Origin of the sequence: Streptomyces subrutilus, from assembly GCF_001746425.1 — a bacterium.
GTDB lineage: Bacteria > Actinomycetota > Actinomycetes > Streptomycetales > Streptomycetaceae > Streptomyces > Streptomyces subrutilus_A.
In genome coordinates this window covers 3,986,326-4,000,987 of the sequence record NZ_MEHK01000001.1, presented here as the reverse complement: position 1 = coordinate 4,000,987, position 14,662 = coordinate 3,986,326, and the positions used below count along the sequence as shown (strand labels likewise).

The window sequence follows — 14,662 nt, the reverse complement described above, 5'->3', positions numbered from 1 at the left end:
TTCGGACGGCTCCGAACGAAGGCGAATGCAACCAGAACTGCAACCAGGACTTGGCTGCTAAGGGTTGCTGCGTCGGCTGAACGCATGACCACCAGTGGCCTGGCCTTGGCCGTTCGAGGAGGCTGTCCGAGCCGGGCGGTTGGCGTACGGCTCGCGGCGCGTCGCCGTTCATGCACCGGCCTCCGAAATAATGCCATTTCGGCCCGAATGGTCGGTCTGTCCGGCGGCTGCGTGGCCCCGGTGCTGGTGGATGCATACAGCATCGTTAGGATCGTGCGGGCTCCATACGCCCGAAACGTACCGGTGTCGCGACACCGCAGGATTACCCGAGGTGTCATGTCCGACAGGTTCGCCCTTGCCGGGGACCGTGTCCCGGTGCCCGCCGAGGCACCGAAGGCGGCCCCCGACCCGACCCGTCACCAGAGGATGTGGTCGAGGCGCGGCCGGGCGGTGAAGGCGCCGCGCATCGCAGTGCTGGACGGCCTGCGGTTGCTCGCGGCGCTGTCGGTGGTCCTGTTCCACTACCTGGCCGGCTCGGGGACGGTCCCCTGGCAGCGGACGGCGGTCGAGCTCTTTCCCACGCTCCACCGAATAGCCGAGTTCGGCTGGCTGGGCGTGGTCTTCTTCTTCATGATCAGCGGGTTCGTCATCTGCATGTCCGGCTGGGGCAAGTCGCTCCAGCAGTTCTGGCAGGGGCGGGTCCTGCGGCTGTTCCCGCTCTACTGGGCGGCGGTCGTGCTGTCCTCGGCGGCCGCCCGCCTGGGTCCGCAGACGCCGGGCGAGCCGAGGGTCACCGTCGGCCAGATGCTCACCAACCTCACAATGCTGCACGAACCCCTCGGTGTTAGCCACGTGGACACCGTCTACTGGACGCTCTGGGTCGAGCTGCGCTTCTACCTGCTCTTCTCGCTGGTCGTCCTGCTGGGCACCAGTCACCGTCGGGTAGCGAACTTCTGCTGTGTCTGGGCGCTGGGCTCGGTCCTGGCGCCGGCGTCGGGCATCCCGCTGCTGGACCAGCTTCTGGCGCCCCCGTGGGCGCCCTTCTTCATCGCCGGGATCGTCTTCTATCTGGTCCGCCGGGCGGGCCGGTTCGAGGGCGAGACCCTCGGCCTCCTGGCGCTGTCCTGGCTGCTGATGCAGCACCGCCTCCCTGCGGTCATGGCGTGGGAGGGGCACGGCATCAACTGGAAGGTCTGCCTGACCGTGATCACCGTCATGTACCTGGTGATGGGCCTGATCGCGCTCGGGAAGCTGGACCGGATCCAGTGGCGCTGGCTGCCGGTCGCGGGCGCGATCTCGTACCCGCTCTACCTCGTGCACCAGTCGCTGGGAGTGCGGGTGATCTGGCGGTGGAACGAGCAGTGGGGCGCCTGGCCGACCCTGCTCGGGGTGACGGCGGCGATGGTGCTGCTCGCCTGGCTGCTGCACCGCGTGGTGGAGCGACCGCTCACCCGGCTACTGCGCCGGTTGATGGCCCCGCAGACCGAGCCATCGCAGAAGCTCGGGGCATAGAGGAACGGGTCAGACCCCCGGAGTAGGTCGTGGCCCGCGTCCGAGGGCATCGCGCCCTGCACCGGCTCGCTGCGCAGAGACCCGGCGAGGACGGGACGGCGGGGCTGACGGCGGGCGGTGTCACATCTGCCGCCAGCCCCGTCGTGCGGTCAGCGCCGGGAGTGAAGTCGTCGGACGCCGGGCGGCAAGCCGCGGCGTTGAAGACGAACCGCTACCCTCCGGTGTCGGCAGCCGGGCCTTCCGAAGCCATGCGTGAAAGAGCACCCCAACCGAGCGGGCGCATCGGCTTGATGGAACCGCACGACGGCACGACGTGCGCTCCTGTTCCGCCTGAGGTGGTGCACCGAGACGGCCACCGTGCCAGAGGCCACCCCCGGTCGAGCTTCGGGGGTGGCCTCCACGGTGGTGTCAGAGCTTCCAGAGCTGGTCGGCGTACCTGGAGTCGCAGTCGTACTGCTTGACTACGGCGTCGTTGCCGGCCGTCTGCCACGGGACCCAGAGGCAGCGGTTGCTGTTGACGTTGCGAATCTGGTAGTTGCCGCCAGCGACCGGCTCGACCTTCCAGTGCTGGTCGGCGTACCCGGGGGCGCAGTCGTACTGCTTGACCACGGCGTCGTTGCCGGCCGTCTGCCACGGGACCCAGAGGCAGCGGTTGCTGTTGACGTTGCGAATCTGGTAGTTGCCGCCAGCGACCGGCTCGACCTTCCAGAGCTGGTCGGCGTACTCGGGGGCGCAGTCGTACTGCTTGACCACGGCGTCATTGCCGGCCGTCTGCCACGGGACATAGAGGCAGCGGTTGCTGTTGACGTTCTTGATGGAGGCCGTGGTGAACCGGACCTGCTTGACCCAGTTCTGGGCGCCGTCGATGCGGATGTCGGACGCGCCGGTCGTGGTGGTGCCACTGCCGAGGCATCCGCCCTGCGAGGAGCGGCCGGTGATGCCTACCAGGGCAGGCTTGCCGTTCTCGGTGCGCACGGCGGGGCCGCCGGCATCGCCCTGGCAGATCGTGGCGTCGGCGGGGGCCTTGGCCGTCATCGGGAAGCTGGTCGGGGTGAGAGTGCCGACGGTGAAGGTGGCCGAGTGGAGCTTGGAGGGGACCCACTCGGTGCGCGTGCGACCGAAGCCGACGGCAGTGAGCGCCTCGCCGGCGGTGGGCGCCGCGGAGGACAGCGGGACAGGAGCGACGGCCGTGGCCGGCTTGGCCAGGCGGGCCATCACCAGGTCACGGTCGGCGTGCGGAACGATCTGGGATATCTCTGTGGTGTGCCCGCCGGAGGTGGCCAGGTCGGTGCGTCCCACGGTGGCGGTGGTCTTGTCCTTGGGTGCCCCGGCGGTGACGGTGCTGGTGTCGGCGGGATTGTCTGCGAAGCAGTGCTTGGCCGTGAGGACCCAGTACGGGTCGACCAGCGCCGCTGTACACGACCGCTTACTGTCACCGATGGTGAGCTTGCCAGTGAAGGCAAGCGTCATGTCCCCTGAGGGAGCTGGCGGGTTGACGTCCTCGCCGGTGACCCGGAGCTCGACGAGGATCGAAGGTGCGCCGGAGTCGCCCGCTTCACCGAAGGGCTTGTAGTCGTTGGCCGGGGCGTCAACGACGGTCTTGTCGGTGCCGTCGGTGGTGATGGTCGCCTTGACGGGGAAATCCTCGGTCCAGATGCCGAAGGCGCTGGGGATTTCGAGGGTGACGAAGCCCTTGGGGGCGTTAACGTCGAAGCAGTAGTTTTTCAGGCCGGCGCGGGACTTGACGAGGATGTCAGGGGTTCCGGCAGCGCAGTCGACGAGAGTGATGTGGCCGTCGCCCCGCTTGAGGAGGATCTTCTGCTCGGCCTGGATCTTCGCAGCGTCGGGGTAGGCGAAGTCCTCGACCGCCACGGGCATCTCGGTTGCGGCAGCCGCCTGCGGGCCGACGTAGGCGACGCCGAACGTGGTCACCACGGTGAGGGCTGCACTCGCGCCTACGAGCCCGGTGGGAAATGCCTTGCGGGCACGGGATATCGCCACAGTCTTCCTTCTGTTTCAGGGCAGGGGGAAGACGTCGAACGGCCCCCCCGTTTTCCAGAAGTAAATCACATGTAAGAGGCATTCAGTGTTGGTGGATTGCACCTACGCCCCAGTAAGTCCCTTGCTAGCAGGGGCGGTCGCGTCCGTTATGCGCTTGGCGAGGAAGGGCGGGAGCCCCTGCCGGAGAAGTTCCGGCAGGGGCTCCCCTGTCCCATGCGGCGGGCACTCCGTACGTGACGGTCACGCCCAGTCCCACCTCGCCGACTTACCACCCACCCGGCATGCACACGACCTTGCGGCCGTCGGTGAAGGACAGCTCCCACGCCTCATACTCGCCGTGCGGCGGAACATCAAGTTCCAGGCCGTGTCGAGGGTGACGAGGGGCGTGCCACCGTACGTGCGCTCTGCGCACGAAACCGTTTGGAGCAGACGCAGCAGCACGCGTGCACTGTCGACGAGGCCTCCTGTTTCGCGATCTTCCGCGAGTGTGACCATCGCTGGGAGGAGGCGCGCCTCTCGATCGACACCCGATCCGGCAGCGTCTCGGTGGCCGCCTTGGAGCGGGGCGGTGCGAGGGAGTGCCTCTGCCCGGCCTCGGTTCCGGCTTCAGCGGGGAACGCGCTGTCCGCGAACCGCACGGACAGGGCGTTCCCCGTATTCGGGCCCGGGCTGGTCAGCCCACATACAGCATGGGGTCCGTGAGGCGGAATTCCGGGGAGATCACCGCCCGCAGCTCACATCTGAAGCCGGGGACATGGGATTCAACGATAATTCCGCGCTCATCGTTCCCTGTGTACAGAAGGATCCGATCCACCTGTTCCCGGTAGATCTCGATTTCGGACTTGGTTTCCGATCCCTTGGTCAGCCGGACTGATCGGGCTCCTATGTCGAACGTCAAAGTCACGAACTGTGCGTCGCCGATGGGAACGTCGATCCGCCAGATGTCCGGGTCGTGCTCCATCGGCTCGGGGGCGGCCCCCAGGACTTCGATGAAATCCGCATCATCCGGAATGTCCATGACTCTACTTCCCATAGCCCCTGCCCCCGACGGGGATCATCGTGGTGAGCCGGATGCCAGCCTCGGTCACTTCGTAATTGGCGCGGACCAGGAGAGCGCCTCGCGGCCCGTAGAGGAGGGATTCCGTTCGGATGTTCGTCAGATTGGTCTTCGGGTTCACGTAGGTCTCGATGACACTGCCTCGCTTCGCTTCGTCGAAGAACTCGGTCAGAACCTGACGCCCCAGATCGTTGTCGCGGATACCGATCGCCTCCAACTGGTAGGCGTTCTGAGCTGACCGTTCCGCATTGTGCGGGTTGGAGTTGACCCGCCCGAAGAAGTAATCCCACTTGCCGTCCTCGATGATCACGTCACAGGGGGTGTTGTGAACGAGGACGGCGGTCCTGCCCGCCATCACATAGTACGTGTGGAGGTCGTTGACGGTGAGGTTGTAAGCGGGCTGGAGACCTGTCCAGTGCCGCACCTTGCCGATCTGCGCCGCACCCCCGTCCGGAGTGCGCAGGGTGTCCTGCGGGCTGAGGTCGGCCGCGTTCTTCCACGTCTTGTCGCTCTCGGACCAGAAGGGGTGGTGATCGGTCGTGGTGAGCTGACCGTCTCCGCTGTTCCGGTTGAGTGTGATGTCGGTGAATTCGCGGTCGTCGGGGGTGTAGATCGTCGCGTCGACCCGGCGCGGGCCGGTCACCCCGGTCTCGGGGTCAGTGGCGAGGACCTGGTCACCGATTCTGAGCTGTTCGATCGGACGGGTGGTTCGGTCGCCCATCAGTACGCGGGTGCCAGCCACGAAGCTGTGCTTCACGCAAGGCGGGATCTTGGCGTACTTCGAGCCCTTGGCGACGCTCTCGATGCCGTCGTAGATCTTTCCGGCGACCTTGAGCTTGCCGATCGGCAGGACACCGGCGGCGGCCATGACGCAGCCGCCGAGGGACGGTTCCTTGATGCACTTCTCGATGTCGGCGGCGCCAGACAGCTCCCACGCGGCCTTGCCCAGGAGCTTGGCGAGTTCCGCGTCGGGCTTGCCGATCACGATCTCGTACTTGTCCTGGTTCAGCGCGCACGGAGGCAGGTGGTCCCGGTTGTACGGGATGATGCAGGGCTTTTTCTTGTTCTTCGCCGCCTCGGCCTGCTGCTTGCGCAGCTCCTCGGCCATGCGCTGCGCTTCGGCGAGCTCCGCCTCGCGCTTCACCTTGACGTCAGCCCATGCCTGGGAGGCCGCGGCCTCGGCCTCGTCCCTGCTCTTGCCGGCCGCGACCGCGGAGGCGCGAGCCCGTGCGGCGGACTCATCGGCCTGCTTCGCCGACTGACGGGCGTAGCTCGCAGAGAATGCGGCCTGGGCGGCGGAGGCCTCGGCGGCGTCGGCGTCGCGGTTGGCGTTGTTCGCCGCGTTGCGGGCGGTGACGGCCGAGGCCTTGGCCTGGTCGGCGCTCTTCGTGGCCGCGTTGGCGGACTTCTGAGCGTCCAAGGCATAGGCAGTGGCAAGGGCGACTGACTTGTCGGCCTCGGCGGCCCACTTCGTGGCGTCGGCCTCGGCCTTGTTGGCGCGGGCGGCGGCCTCGGCAGCGCGCCAGCGGCTGGCCTGGGCATTGGCCGCGATGATCTCGCCCTCGGCGAGCATCCGGCCGATCTGCGCCCGGTGGTGATCAGTCAGATCGTCCTTGCGGGCGGCCATGTACTGGCCCGAGACGATGAACTCGTGCAGCTTCTGCGGGGTGCCGGCCAGAGCGGCCTTGGCGGCGTTGCGCACCTCGGCATTGGATTCAGTGCCGTCCGCCGCGTCCTTCTTGTTGACGAGGGCTGAGGCGATGACTTCCTCGTCACTGAGGCGGGCGGAGTACTGGCCCACCTCCAGGAAGGTCGCCAGCGCCTTGCCGGAGCCGTCGGCCAGGGCGGCCTTGGCGTCCTTCTTGACGCTGTCGCCGCCGTTGTTGGTCACCTTTGAGACGGCGACCGCGAGGTCGTCCGCGCCCGCGGTGTACTGGCCGGTGGTGTAGAAGTGAGCGATCTGCTGCGGGCTGCCCTTCAGTGCCTCGACGGCACCCGCCCGGATGGAGGCGTGAGGGCTGGTTGCGCTCAGCTGGACGACGCGGTCCCGGATTTCCTCCAGGCCGGCCTTCTTCCAGCCGTTGCGGAGGTATTCCAGCACCTCGGCGTCCGTACCGCCGAGGGCACGCGCCGCCGATTCCTGGTTCCAGGGACCGCGGAGGTTGAAGGCGTCCAGGGCGAGCTTGCGGCCCTTGGCCGCGGTGGCGGCGACGTCCACGTCCGGCTTGGCCGCCTCGGCGGCCAGCATCTCGGCGGTGGTGTCCAGGGCACGGGCGTCGCGGGCGACGGTGGCGGAGGCGGAGATCAGACGCTGGGTCTGCTCCTTCTCCGAGCGGGCGCGCTCCAGAGCCGCCTCGCTGCGCGAGGCCAGCTCCTCCTTCTCGACGTCGAGGGCGACCTGGTGCACTTGCTTGGCCGTGTTCACAGCCTTGGTCGCGGTCTCGGCCGCGACTCGCGCCGCTTCGGCCCACGTACGGGCGTCCGCTGCGGCCTGAGCCGCCTCGCCCGCGTACTTTGCGGCGAGTTCGGCGGCCGCGGCCGCGTTCTCGGCGTGCTGGGCGGCGCTGCGGGCGGCGTCGCGGGCGTCGAACGCCTGCTGGGCCGCGCGGCGGGCGAGGGCCCCGGCGTTGTTCGCCGCGCGCTTCGCGGCGTTCGCGTGGCGACGGGCGTCGGCTGCCGCGTTGCGGGCCTCGGCGGAGAAGACACCGGCGGCCTCGGCGTGCCGGTTGGCCTCCTCGGCGGAAGTCGCGGCCGCGTCCGCGTGGTCACCTGCGGTGCGAGCGCCGTCGGCGGCGATACCGGCAGCCAGCGAGGCCTCGCCCGCCTTCTGGGCGGCGTCGGCCGAGGTCCTGGTCAGAAGCGCGGCGTCGCGCGCGTCCTTGGCGGCCCGATTGGCAGACTCTGCCTTGCTCGCGTCACCGGCCGCGGCAATCGCGGCGTTGTAGGCGTTGTTCGCTGCGTTCGCCGCCGCTGAGGCGGCGTTCGCGGTCTGCGCGGCGGCGAACGCGGCCGTGCGGGCCGCGCGGTTCGCGGCGTTCGCCGCACCTACTGCCTGCTGCGCTGCGGCGGCGGCCTCACGTGCCGATTGGGCGGCCTGCTTCGCCTTGTAGGCGGCCCGGTTGGCGTCCTTGCCGGCCTCCGCGGTCTCCTTGGCGGCCTTCGCGGCGGCGATCCTGGCGTTATCGGCAGCGTTGACGGCCTTGGCGGCAGCGGCCTCGGCCTTCTTCATCGCCGCTTCGGTCTGGAGACCGGCCTGCTTGGCCTGCTCGGTCAGCTGAGCGACGGTCGCGTGCTCCTGGTCGCGGTTACGGGCGACGTACTGCCCGACCTCCAGGAACTCCGCGATGTCGTCAGCCGTACCCCGAAGGGCGTTCTTGCCGGCGAGCTTCATGTTCGGCCCGCCGGAGTTGATCAGCTTCGAGACCTCGACCTCGTTGTCCACCTCCCGTGCCTCGTACTGGCCCGTCTCCAGGAACTTCGCAACGGCCTCGGGACCGGCCTTGAGCGCGGTCTTGCCCGCCTCCTTGACCCCCGGACCGCCGAAATTGATGACCTGCGACGCCTCGACCTCGCGGTCCTCGGCCAACGGCTTCTGCCACCCGCTGCGCATGAACGTGCGCAGTTCCTCCGGGGTCCCCTTCAGGGCTGTCTTCGTGGCCGCCCGTACCGCCGGACCACCGGTGGTGAAGATCCGACTGGCATCGATGTAGTCATCGTCGTACTGGATGGCGTCTTTGCCCTCGAGAAACTTCTCGATGTCCGCGTCTGACCCCAGCAGCGCTTGCTCGGCGGCTTCCTTGATGCCCGAGCCACCCTCGTTCCAGAGCGCCAGGACATACGTCCGGTCGGTGGCAGGCCGAAGGCCCTCGTCGAGGTCATCCGCAGCAGCCGCCGGCGACGCCGCCAGCAGGCCCGCGATCAGTGCCGCGGGCAGGACGACCCCGCAGAAACCGCGGAGCGCCCTTTTCACCGTCCCCGGCGGTGCGGCGGAGCCCGAGGCTCCGGATATACGTGTTCGCCGTCGCATACGGCGTTCCCCCTCGCTCGATGTGTCCTCGCTCGTGCGTGGGCGTGAAGGAAGGGCGCTCCAGTCACAGTTCGTCCGTGCCGCAGCCGAGTCACACGCATGCAGTCGGCAGATCCCCCGGACGGTCCTCCCCCTTGACCACCGCACAATCGTGGTGAACGGGCCGATCTTACGTGTTGCCTACAACTGGTCGGAGTGGGGGCGAGGAGCCGCGCAATGCGTACGCGGTCTGGGCGAAGCCGGTCTCCAAGGGACTCACCTGGGTCTTGGGAGGCTAGAAGATGGGAATCGAACCTGCGCTATGAGCTTGGGAATCACCCGGCACTTGAACGTGTCTACCCTGCTTGACCTGCGAAAACGTGCCAGTTTGCCGTCGCTGCGGGCGGCTCCTCTGGCCCCTGAGCGACCGGTGCTTACCGCTGCTACTGGCACGTTGTGGCACGCGTCGCTGGATAGGCCGGGAACTTGGCAGCGCGCGGAGGGCCAGCAACCGTGAGAGGTCTCCGGCCCTCCGTCGGCTTGTCAGTCAACGAGGTAGTGCGCCTCGATGTAGGCGACGGTGGAGTCGTACGGCTCTCCTACCGGCTTCAGTGCGTAGCGGCGGAAGACCGCAGCGGTGGCGCGGCGGGCGCCTCGGTTTCGGGCATCGGCGTTGTCCCAAGCCTTCGCGAGGGTGTGCCTGACTACCTGGTCGATTTCCTCGGCCAGGTTCCTCTCCGTGATGGTGAGGCCGGCAGGTGCGTGGTCGTGGAGTATCCGCGTCAGGACACCGATGTGGTCGTCGTCCAGTACTACGACGGCTTCGGCGGGGTGCTTCTCGGCGTTGACGATGGCCCGGGCCACGCGAAGCGCTTCGGACAGGAAATCCAGCGCGTCCTGGGCATTCTGGATGAACCGGTCCCTCAGCTGCTTGATCCGCTCTGCGAGCGCGGTGTACCTCGCGGACTCCGGTTCGACACCCTTGTCGAGGGCAGCCTTGATGTGGTCAAGGATCTCTGCTGCTGATGGCGGAGTCGCATCCTCGCCGCCATTCTTGTCGGTCTTGGGGCGGACGAGCGCCAGCAGCTCCTTGAGGACGGTGATGCCTTGGGCGTCCAGAACGAGGGTTTCCTCCTGAGAGGCGACCACGGAGAAGGAGTGGACGTGGGCGTTGATGATCTCCAGGACCATCGGCCCCAGCTCAGCCAGTCGTTCCTTCCTCTCCTCGTCAGAGGACTTCTTGAACAGGGTCGTGTACACGGACCCGAACAGTCCGAAGCCGTCGCTGTACTTGGCGACCCGCTTGTCAGTGTTGATGAACGGGTACAGGCGGGCCAGGAGTCGGTAGTCCTTGCTGAACACCTTGGCGGGGTCGGGGTTGGCGTCCAGGAAGACGTTGATGGCGCGGACGGACTGGTATCCGTGGACCGTCAGGTCCACGCCGTCCACGTCCGCGAGGAGGTCTTCGATGCGGGCGAAGGCGAGACGGAATTCGGCGACCAGTTCGGACAGGTCGGTGACGAATCCGCCTCCCTTGCTGGGCCCAGCCGCGGTGGGGTCGACGACGGCCCGCTGGACTTCTTCGGCCAGGCCGATGTAGTCCACGACCACGCCATAGGTCTTCACGAAACCGGTCGGCGACACCCAGGTGCGGTTCGGGCGAGTGATCGTCTGGAACAGGTTGTGGGCCTTCAGCGGCTTGTCCAGGTAGAGGACACCCTCGTTGGGAGCGTCGAACCCAGTCATAAGCTTCGCGGTCACCACCAGGAAGCACAGCGGGTCGTCCGGGCTGAGGAACCGCCGCTTTTGCTCCTCTTCCTCGGTCTCCGAGAGCTGGTACGGCTTCATGTCAACGTCTTCGGTCTTGGAGTCCGAGACGGAGATGTTCACCTCTGCCGTGATCCGCTGATGTTTCCCGACCTCGCCGAGCACCTGGGATGCCTCGAAGCCGGCAAGCAGTTCGTTGATCTTGTCCGTGTAGGCCACCGCCAGCTCACGGTTGTAAGCGACGACCTGTGCCTTGAGGCCGTTGCGGTAGGCGCCGGCCAGGTAGTGGTCCACGATGTGCTGGCAGACCGTGTGGATGCGGTCAGGGTTGGCGAACACCGAGGTCAGGCGTCCGAACTTACGGGACAGGGCCTCACGGTCGGGGTCGTCAAGGTCGAAGTCGTCAGCGAACTCGTCGAACTCGGCCTGCAAGGCCTGGTCATCCATGTCGAAGGAGACCGGGTGCGGATGCAGGACGACCGGGACGGTCGCCTCGTCCAGCAGGGAGCGCGATACCGAGTACCGGTGTAGCACTCTGCCAGGGTCGCCCTCCTCCCCGAAGAGGTCGAAGGTGTCGGTGGCGAGGTTCCTAATGGGGGTCCCGGTCATGCCGAAGAACCTGGCGTTGGGCAACGCTGCACGCATCTGCCCGGCCAGGGAGTCCTTATCGGAGGACTGCGTGCGGTGAGCCTCGTCGACGAGCACGATGATGTTTTTCCGGACCGACAGATTCTTGCCAGCCTCAGCGAACTTGTGGACGGTCGTGGAGATGACGCCACGCACGTCGTCGGCCAGCAGGGTCCGCAGCTTCTGGCTGTTCGGGGGCTTGTGGAAGTACGCGTCCCCCATCGCCGAGGTGAAGACCCCTGAGGTCTGCCGGACGAGGTGAGTCCGGTCAGAGAGCAGGATGATCGTTGGTGACTCGGTGCGAGTATCGGCGAGTAGCAGCGCGGCGGCGAACACCATCAGCAAGGTCTTTCCAGACCCCTGGTGATGCCAGACCAGCCCCTTCGAGCCGCCCCGCAGGACGCGCTCGTGGATCAGGTGCGCAGCTTCCATCTGCGGGTAGCGGGGGAGGTACTTCTTGTCTGTCCCTCCCCCTGCGGTGTCGAAGAGGACGAAGTTGGCGAGCATGTCCAGCACCGTGGCTGGGTTCATCAGCAACTCGACGGAGCGCTGCACGTCGGCGAGCCCGGACAGGTTCTCATCGTCGTCGGTGGACCGGAACGGCTGCCACAGGTTCGTGGGCGCGCCGGCGGCACCGAACCGCAGCTTCAGCCCGTCCGTGGCGACGGCGAAGACGTTGGGTGTGAAGAACCACGGGTACTCGGTGGCGTACACGTTGTTGATCTCGCGGGCGGCGTCCGCCCACGCGGACTTCGAGGTCGGGGACTTCACCTCGACCACGACCAGGGGTAGACCGTTGATCCAGTAGACGAGGTCGAACCGTCGGGAGGTCTTGCCGGGCACGTTGATGGTCACTTCGTCCGAGACGACCATCGTGTTGGCGGTCAGCGTCTCGAAGTCGACCAACTTCAGCGTGTGCCACACGCCGTCGTTATCCCGGAACTCCTTCCGCCCTCGCAACAGACGCAGCACCTGCCCGGAAACAACTGAGCGCCCCCTCCGGTCGAAACCAGAAGGGGCGCTCAGTGCCAGGTCAGAGGGGGTTCCTCCGCCTGCGAGCTGTAGGCCATGTCGGACTCGAACCGACAACCAACGGATTAAAAGTCCGCTGCTCTGCCAATTGAGCTAATGGCCCTCGGCGTGCTCACCCCAGAGCATAGCCGGACAGCGCCGGTCAGCCGATCGGGTATCGGCTGACCGGCCTGTCGGAGTCAGCGGGCGGGCGGCCGCACCACGCGGGAGGGGATGCCGGTGACCTTCATCGAGCCGCTCGTGCGCAGCTCGGGGGTCTGGCCGTCGGCCGGGCGGGCCGTCAGGGTCCACTCGTAGTCGCCGGTGAAGAGGTAGGCGCCCCCCTGGTTCTTTCCGTCCCAGGCCGGCGCGATCACGCCGCGCGCCTCGCCGCCGGAGCGCACGACCGTCGAGATGCCCGAGGTCTTGTTGCGCACCGTCAGCTGCCAGGAGGAGACCGGCTTCGACAGCCACCACCGCGAGGACCAGGCCTTCGCGCTCCGGAAGTCCACCGTGGCCGGCGCGTCCTGGTCGATCACCGCGAGCGGGGAGGCCTTGCCGGTGACGCCGACCACGTGGACGGTCTCGCCCGCGTCCGTGTAGGCCGGCCGGCCGCCGAACCGGTCGACGGTCCAGTCGCTGCCGTACCTGTGCAGGGGCTGCGCGATCTCGCGCTCCCTCACCGGCGCGCCGGAGCGCAGGTTGTAGACCTCGAGGCCGGTGTCCGTGCGGTGCGCGACGTAGCCGTCGCCGAGCTTGGCCGCGTCGCTCGCGGGGGTGAAGGGCAGCTGGATCCGCTTCTTCGACGGCAGGTGGAAGGCGGAGGCGCCGGCGCCGCCCGCGGAGCAGGTGAAGTACAGCCAGTCGCCGCTCGCCTGGAGCTCGTACGGGCGGCAGCCGAGGTCGGCCCGCTGGGTGGCCGTGCCGGTGCGCAGGTCGGTTCCGGTCACCTCGCCGTCGTCACCCCGGTCCCACAGGGTGGAGCCCCACAGGGTGGCCGCCGAGGAGGGCCTGACGTCCAGGACTCTGCCGGCGTCTATGTCGGCCAGCACCATCCGGGAGTTCCTGTTCTCCATGGCCGAGAACATCACGTACCGGCCGGAGGCGCTCTCGACCAGGTACGACGACATCGCCTCGGTGCCCGCCAGGGGCACCTGGCGGACCGAGCCGCCCGGGCGGGTCTCCCGTACGTTCACCACGGTCCCGCAGAGGCTGCTGCCGCAAGTGCCGGTGCCCATGGCCGTGAGCGAGACGATCCGACCGTCTCCCGTCGGGACGGTCCAACCCGGGATCTCGCCCCGGGGCGCGCAGAGCCGGTCGTCCGTCGCTTCCTCGCAACTCCAGTCGGGGGCCTGTCCGGCCGGGGAGGTCCCGGACAAGGGCAGGTCGTAGCTCTGGAGGCTGCGGTCGGGGTTCTCCTGGCCGGTGATGAGCCGGCCCTGGGCGAGGCTGAGCGTCACCCGGTCCGCGGGGTTCGGCGGCAGGTCGACCACCGTCGTCAGCGCCGGGGCGCCGTCGGGGCCGGGCTTGATCCGGTACATCGCCCAGTGGCTGGAGTCGGTGCCTCCGGCCAGGTAGGCGGAGCCGTCCGTGCCCGTCTTCATGCCGCGCCACGAGGACCGGGCGAGGAGGGTGCGCGGAGCGCCGCCGTCCACCGGTACGGCGGTGACCGCGTCGCCGGTCGCGTACGCGTCGTGGGCGACCAGCCAATCGCCCACGGGCTGTACGGCCCCGTACAGGGTGGAGGTGGTGACGCTGCGGGTCACGGCCAAGTCGGTGCGTGAGCGCACCGTCACCGTCCCGGAGCCCCTCTTGCGCAGCGAGACCCACTCGTAGCCGAGGGCGTAGTCGACGGAGCCCAGGTCCGGCGCGCCTTCCGGCAGGGCCAGCGGGGTCAGCGCCGCCGTGGCGAAATCGAGCAGCGCGAGGGTGTCCTGGCCGGCGGCGGACCGGTAGGTGATCAGTGCGCCCTTCTCGTCGGACGTCCGCACCCAGAAGCTGGAGCCCGGGATGCGTTCCGGCGCGCTGACGGTGACGTCCTTGCGCGGTTCCTTCTCCCGGCCGATCAGGTGCAGGGTGAGCCTGTCCTCCGCGTCCTTCTCGGTGGCCAGGACCTGCGTCGGCGAGTAGGTGCCGGTCCAGGACAGGCCTGCCGGGACGGCGAGGGTCTCCCTGTGGCCCGTTGCCTGGTCGTGCAGGGTCAGCGGTCCCGGGGTGGTGCTCGACACGGCGCGGTACTCGCAGCCGACGGTGTCGCCGATGCTCAGCCACGGGCCGTGGTACGGCCCCGAGTCGCAGTTTGCCTGCGGCGTTTCACGGCCGTCCGCGAAGCTCTTCCAGTACAACCCGCGCGAGGGCCCGGGGAGCGTCACGCCGTTCGGACCCGCGGCGAAGACCATCTTGTGCGACGGCTCCTGGTGCGGCAGCGGAGCGACCGTCAGTTCGCCGGCTGCCGCGGGTCCGGCGGCGGCCGGTACGGCGGTGAGGGCGCCGATCCCCGTGGCCAGTGCGAGCGCGGCGGCGCCCAGCACACGTGACCGTTTCATGTATGTACTACCCCCCAGAAGAAACGGCGGGGGTGGTCGCGGTGTCGTGCGGTGTCATGCCCCCGTCGCAAGGATCGGATCGTAGCAACACGCGACAGGGCCCCCACGACCAGCTCGGATCCGAGTGGTCGTAGG

At 68.1% G+C, this 14,662-nt stretch carries 7 protein-coding genes and 1 tRNA gene; 1 reads left to right on the top strand and 7 read right to left on the bottom strand.

What is annotated here, in order from left to right; all coding sequences use genetic code 11:
* The first annotated feature begins 336 nt into the window (after positions 1–336).
* Positions 337–1,512: an acyltransferase family protein gene (locus tag BGK67_RS19015; RefSeq protein ID WP_167739583.1), complete on the top strand. Its 1,176-nt coding sequence runs from the start codon at positions 337–339 to the stop codon at positions 1,510–1,512.
* 408 nt (positions 1,513–1,920) lie between these two features.
* On the opposite strand, the gene BGK67_RS19010 is transcribed toward BGK67_RS19015, so the two are convergent.
* From BGK67_RS19010 to BGK67_RS18985, 7 genes are all read right to left on the bottom strand, one after another.
* On the bottom strand, positions 1,921–3,513 hold the full coding sequence (locus tag BGK67_RS19010; RefSeq protein WP_079154269.1) for a trypsin-like serine protease: 1,593 nt from the start codon (positions 3,511–3,513) through the stop codon (positions 1,921–1,923).
* A 265-nt stretch (positions 3,514–3,778) separates the two neighbouring features.
* Positions 3,779–3,925: a DUF6188 family protein gene (locus BGK67_RS41210; protein WP_432215461.1), complete on the bottom strand. Its 147-nt coding sequence runs from the start codon at positions 3,923–3,925 to the stop codon at positions 3,779–3,781.
* Between the two features lie 261 nt (positions 3,926–4,186).
* Complete coding sequence (locus BGK67_RS19005) at positions 4,187–4,531, bottom strand: hypothetical protein (RefSeq protein ID WP_069921205.1); 345 nt, start codon at positions 4,529–4,531, stop codon at positions 4,187–4,189.
* A gap of 4 nt (positions 4,532–4,535) precedes the next feature.
* Positions 4,536–8,540, bottom strand: coding sequence for a polymorphic toxin-type HINT domain-containing protein (locus tag BGK67_RS19000; RefSeq protein ID WP_069921204.1), 4,005 nt, complete (start codon positions 8,538–8,540; stop codon positions 4,536–4,538).
* A gap of 579 nt (positions 8,541–9,119) precedes the next feature.
* Entirely contained in the window at positions 9,120–11,942 is a 2,823-nt protein-coding gene (locus tag BGK67_RS18995; protein ID WP_279628682.1) for a type I restriction endonuclease subunit R, read from the bottom strand.
* Between the two features lie 90 nt (positions 11,943–12,032).
* A tRNA-Lys gene (locus BGK67_RS18990) sits at positions 12,033–12,105 on the bottom strand.
* Positions 12,106–12,181: 76 nt separating this feature from the next.
* On the bottom strand, positions 12,182–14,527 hold the full coding sequence (locus BGK67_RS18985) for a flagellar hook assembly protein FlgD (RefSeq protein WP_141754035.1): 2,346 nt from the start codon (positions 14,525–14,527) through the stop codon (positions 12,182–12,184).
* Positions 14,528–14,662: the final 135 nt, after the last annotated feature.

Bases quoted from the DNA above. Each gene is read 5' to 3' on its own strand.
- BGK67_RS19015 (WP_167739583.1), top strand. From the start codon at position 337: ATGTCCGACAGGTTCGCCCTTGCCGGGGACCGTGTCCCGGTGCCCGCC.
- BGK67_RS19005 (WP_069921205.1), bottom strand. From the start codon at position 4,531: ATGGACATTCCGGATGATGCGGATTTCATCGAAGTCCTGGGGGCCGCC.
- BGK67_RS18985 (WP_141754035.1), bottom strand. From the start codon at position 14,527: ATGAAACGGTCACGTGTGCTGGGCGCCGCCGCGCTCGCACTGGCCACG.